General features: G+C 70.8%; 4 protein-coding genes. 3 read left to right on the plus strand and 1 reads right to left on the minus strand.

What is annotated here, in order from left to right:
- Together VIR09_RS26940 and VIR09_RS26945 are read left to right on the plus strand one after the other, a co-directional pair.
- The coding region (locus tag VIR09_RS26940; protein ID WP_332015648.1) for an AraC family transcriptional regulator at positions 1-307 on the plus strand (307 nt) is incomplete at its 5' end.
- 82 nt (positions 308-389) lie between these two features.
- A complete protein-coding gene (locus VIR09_RS26945) occupies positions 390-1,346 on the plus strand; it encodes a DMT family transporter (protein ID WP_332015649.1) in 957 nt (318 codons plus the stop codon).
- On the opposite strand, the gene VIR09_RS26950 is transcribed toward VIR09_RS26945, so the two are convergent.
- Positions 1,333-1,815, minus strand: coding sequence for a MarR family winged helix-turn-helix transcriptional regulator (locus VIR09_RS26950; protein ID WP_332015650.1), 483 nt, complete (start codon positions 1,813-1,815; stop codon positions 1,333-1,335). The two genes, VIR09_RS26945 and VIR09_RS26950, sit on opposite strands and share 14 nt — an antisense overlap.
- 131 nt (positions 1,816-1,946) lie before the next feature.
- On the opposite strand from VIR09_RS26950, the gene VIR09_RS26955 reads away from it, so the two are divergent.
- A complete protein-coding gene (locus VIR09_RS26955; protein WP_332015651.1) occupies positions 1,947-3,350 on the plus strand; it encodes an MATE family efflux transporter in 1,404 nt (467 codons plus the stop codon).
- Positions 3,351-3,512 lie beyond the last annotated feature (162 nt).

Here is a 3,512-nt window from a genome sequence, read left to right on the forward strand (position 1 = left end):
CATCCGCCATGCCCGCGCCCTGATCGACGACGACCCCGCGGCCGCGCTGTCCCTGGCCGATTTGGCCGCGGCCAGCGGCCTGAGCCGCTACCAGGTGCTGCGGGCCTTCTCCCGTGACACCGGCCTCACGCCACACGCCTACCAGGTGCAACGCCGGCTGCTGCTGGCGCGCAGCCTGATCCGGCAAGGCTCGACACTGGCCGATGCCGCGGCCGCGGTCGGCTTCGCCGACCAGAGCCACATGACCCGGCTGTTCGTGCGCGCCTACGGCGTATCGCCGCGGCGCTACGCGCTGGCCGCCGGCTGAGCGCTGCAATTTCGTTCAAGACCCGGCCTCGCCCATCCGCCTAGCCTGTGCGCCTTGCTCTCACAAAGGCGTGGATCGGGTCATGAACAATCGGATGCGGGGCTATTGCTATCTGGCAGCCGCCATGGTGCTGGTCGGCAGCACGGTGGCCGCCAGCAAAATCATCGGAACGGGTCTGCCCCCCTTCACCGCGACCGCCTTGCGCTTCGCCATCGCCCTGCCCTGCTTTGCGCTGCTGATGGCGTTGACCGGCGCACGCCTGCCGCGGCTGGACCGGCGCGACTGGCTGCTGCTGGTGGCCCAGGCCACCGCCGGCAGCGTCGGCTACACCACCTTGCTGATCGCCGGCCTGCAGCGCGCATCGGCCGTGGACGGCGGCATCATCCTGGGCACCTTGCCGCTGGTGTCCGCCGCCATCGCCATCCTGCTGCTGGGCGAGCGCCCGGGCAAGGCCACGCTGGCCGCCATCGTCGCGGCGGCGCTCGGCGTCTGGCTGATGATGCGCCATTCGGCCGGCGCGGGCGGCGCGAGCTCGCTGGTCGGCAATGCGCTGATCCTGGGCGCGGTGCTGTGCGAGGGACTGTTCATTCTGTTGAACAAGCGGCTGCGCCAGCCGGTGGCGCCGCTGGCGCTATCCACGCTCATGACCGGTTTCGGGCTGGCGTTTTCGGCCGTGGCCAGCCTGGCGGAAGCACCCTGGACCCTTGGCCTGCCGACGCCGGCCCTGGCGGCGGTGGCCTATTACGCGCTGGTGCCCACGGTAGGCGGCTTCCTGCTCTGGTATGCGGGCGCGGCCCGCGTCAACGGCGCCGAAGCCGCCTTGTTCACCGCGCTTGCGCCGGTGTCGGCGGTGGCGCTTGCCGCCGGACTGCTGGGCGAATCCCTGGCCCCCGCGCAACTGGCGGGCATGGCTTGCGTGCTGGGCGCGGTGGTGGCGCTGGGCTGGTCCGGGGTACGCTCGCGCGGCAAGCCACTACGCGCCGGGTCCGATGCTACCGGCCACGGCAAGCAAGCGCGCACAGGTCCTAGCCGCGGCTGAACGCCAGCGCGAACTCGTCGGAAAAGATATCGGCCAGCGAGCGCCGCAACGCGGCTGCCCGCTCGGCGCCATAGGCGGCCTCGAAACGGCGCTGCGCGTCCTTCCACAAGCGCTTGGACTCGGCCAGCTTGGCACGGCCCGCCTCGGTCAACGCCACCCGGCGGCTGCGGCCGTCCAAGGGATCGCGCGACATCTGCACATAGCCGTCGCGCTCCAGGGGCTTGAGGTTATGCGCCAGCGCCGACCGGTCCAGCACCATGATGCGCGCCAGGTCCGTCATGGACGGCGTGCCGGCGCGCGCGATGTGGACCAGGATGGAGTGCTGCGACACCTTCAGCCCGCAAGGCGCCAGCACCGTGTCGTACAGCTGCGATACGCGCCGGGTGGCCTTGCGCAGCGCCGCACCGTTGCAGACGAGCGGATCGGGCGCAATCGAGGCGGCGGGGGCAGCAGGCTGTTCGTCGGACATGGCGGGCGCAAGAAGGGGAGGACGGCGAGGACTCAACGCTACCGCCGGCTTGGGTCCGAGTCTAGCCCAATCTTGACTTTTATTGGCATATGCACGTAAATATTCCCACGCCATCCACGGGTTCCTCCCCTATGTCCGCGCCCCCTCCTCCTCCCGCCGCCAACGCGCGCCTGCAGGCCATGCTGCATGCGCCCATCGCGCCCACGCTGGCGCGCCTGGCGTGGCCGAACATCCTGATGATGCTGGCGCAATCGTCCACCGGATTGATCGAGACCTGGTTCCTGGCGCGCCTGGGCACGCCGGTGCTGGCGGGGGTGGCCCTGGTGGTGCCAGTGCTGATGCTGATGCAGAACATGTCGCAGGGCGCGATGGGCGGCGGCATCTCGGCCGCGGTGGCCAGGGCGCTGGGCGGCGGCCGGCAGCGCGAAGCGGACCAGCTGGTGCTGCATGCCGTGGTGCTCAACGGCCTGCTGGGCCTGGCCTTTTGTGCCTTGCTGCTGCTGGGCGGTCCACAGCTGTACCGCGCGCTGGGCGCGGAAGGCGAGGCGCTGGAGGCGGCGCTGGCCTACTCCGACGTCATCTTCGGCGGCATCGTCCTGATGTGGCTGATGAACGCGTTCGCGAGCGCCATACGCGGCACCGGCAACATGCTGGTGCCTGGCGCCGTGATTTGCGGCGGCGCCCTGCTGCTGATCCCGCTGTCGCCCTGCCTGATCTTCGGCTGGGGACCTTTCCCCGCGCTGGGCGTGGCCGGCGGCGGCTGGGCGCTGGTGATCTATTACGCCGTGGGCGCGCTGATCCTGGGCCTGTACTGCGCCAGCGGACGCAATGCGGCGCGGCTGGTCCCCAGCCGCCTGTATCCGGGCCTGATGCGCAACATCCTCAGCGTGGGCGCGCTGGCCACGATCAACCCGCTCCTGACCAATGCCCTGGTGGCGCTGACGGCGGCCCTGGTCGGCGCCTATGCCGGCACCGCGGCGGTCGCCGGCTACGGCATCGCCGTGCGCCTGGAATACCTGCTGATGCCGATCGCCTTCGGGCTGGGCGCGCCCATGGTGGCGATGGTGGGCTCCAACATCGGCGCGGGCCAGCCCGAACGCGCGCTGCGCATCGCCCTGACCGGCGGCGCGATGGCCTTCGTGCTGGCGGAGACCATCGGGCTTACAGCCGCGTTCTTTCCCGAGGCCTGGCTGCGCCTGTTCGGCGCGCAGGACCATATGCTGCAGACCGGCGCCAGCTATCTGCGCACTGTCGGCCCGGTGTACGGTTTCTTTGCCCTGGGCTTCTCGATGTACTTCGCCTCGCAGGGCGCCGGCCGCCTTAAATGGCCGCTGATCGCGGGGTTCCTGCGCCTGCTGCTGGCCATCGGCGCCGGCGGGATCGCCTTGCGCCTGACGGGATCGCTGAGCCTGTTCTTCGTGATCGCGGCGCTGGCGATGTGCGTCTATGGCCTGGTCATCCTGAGCGCCATCGCATCGGGCTCCTGGTTCGACCGCGCGCCGTTGCGCAAGCGCCGGCTGTTCGCGCGCTCCTGACGGGCCTGCGCCGCGGACATGCATGCGCTATCTCAGGATGCGGGCGCGTCGCGCAGCGCGTACTCCACCAATTCGGCCGCATAGGCCGGCAGCGTGTCGCGCACGCACAGCACCAGGTCGCGCGCGGCCCAGTCGTCGCCCAGGGCCACGCGCCGCACGCCC

The organism is Achromobacter sp., from assembly GCF_036567245.1.
Classification (GTDB): domain Bacteria; phylum Pseudomonadota; class Gammaproteobacteria; order Burkholderiales; family Burkholderiaceae_B; genus Achromobacter.

Coding starts and splice junctions, on each gene's coding strand:
- VIR09_RS26945 (WP_332015649.1), top strand. CDS start 390: ATGAACAATCGGATGCGGGGCTATTGCTATCTGGCAGCCGCCATGGTG.
- VIR09_RS26955 (WP_332015651.1), top strand. CDS start 1,947: ATGTCCGCGCCCCCTCCTCCTCCCGCCGCCAACGCGCGCCTGCAGGCC.
- VIR09_RS26950 (WP_332015650.1), bottom strand. CDS start 1,815: ATGTCCGACGAACAGCCTGCTGCCCCCGCCGCCTCGATTGCGCCCGAT.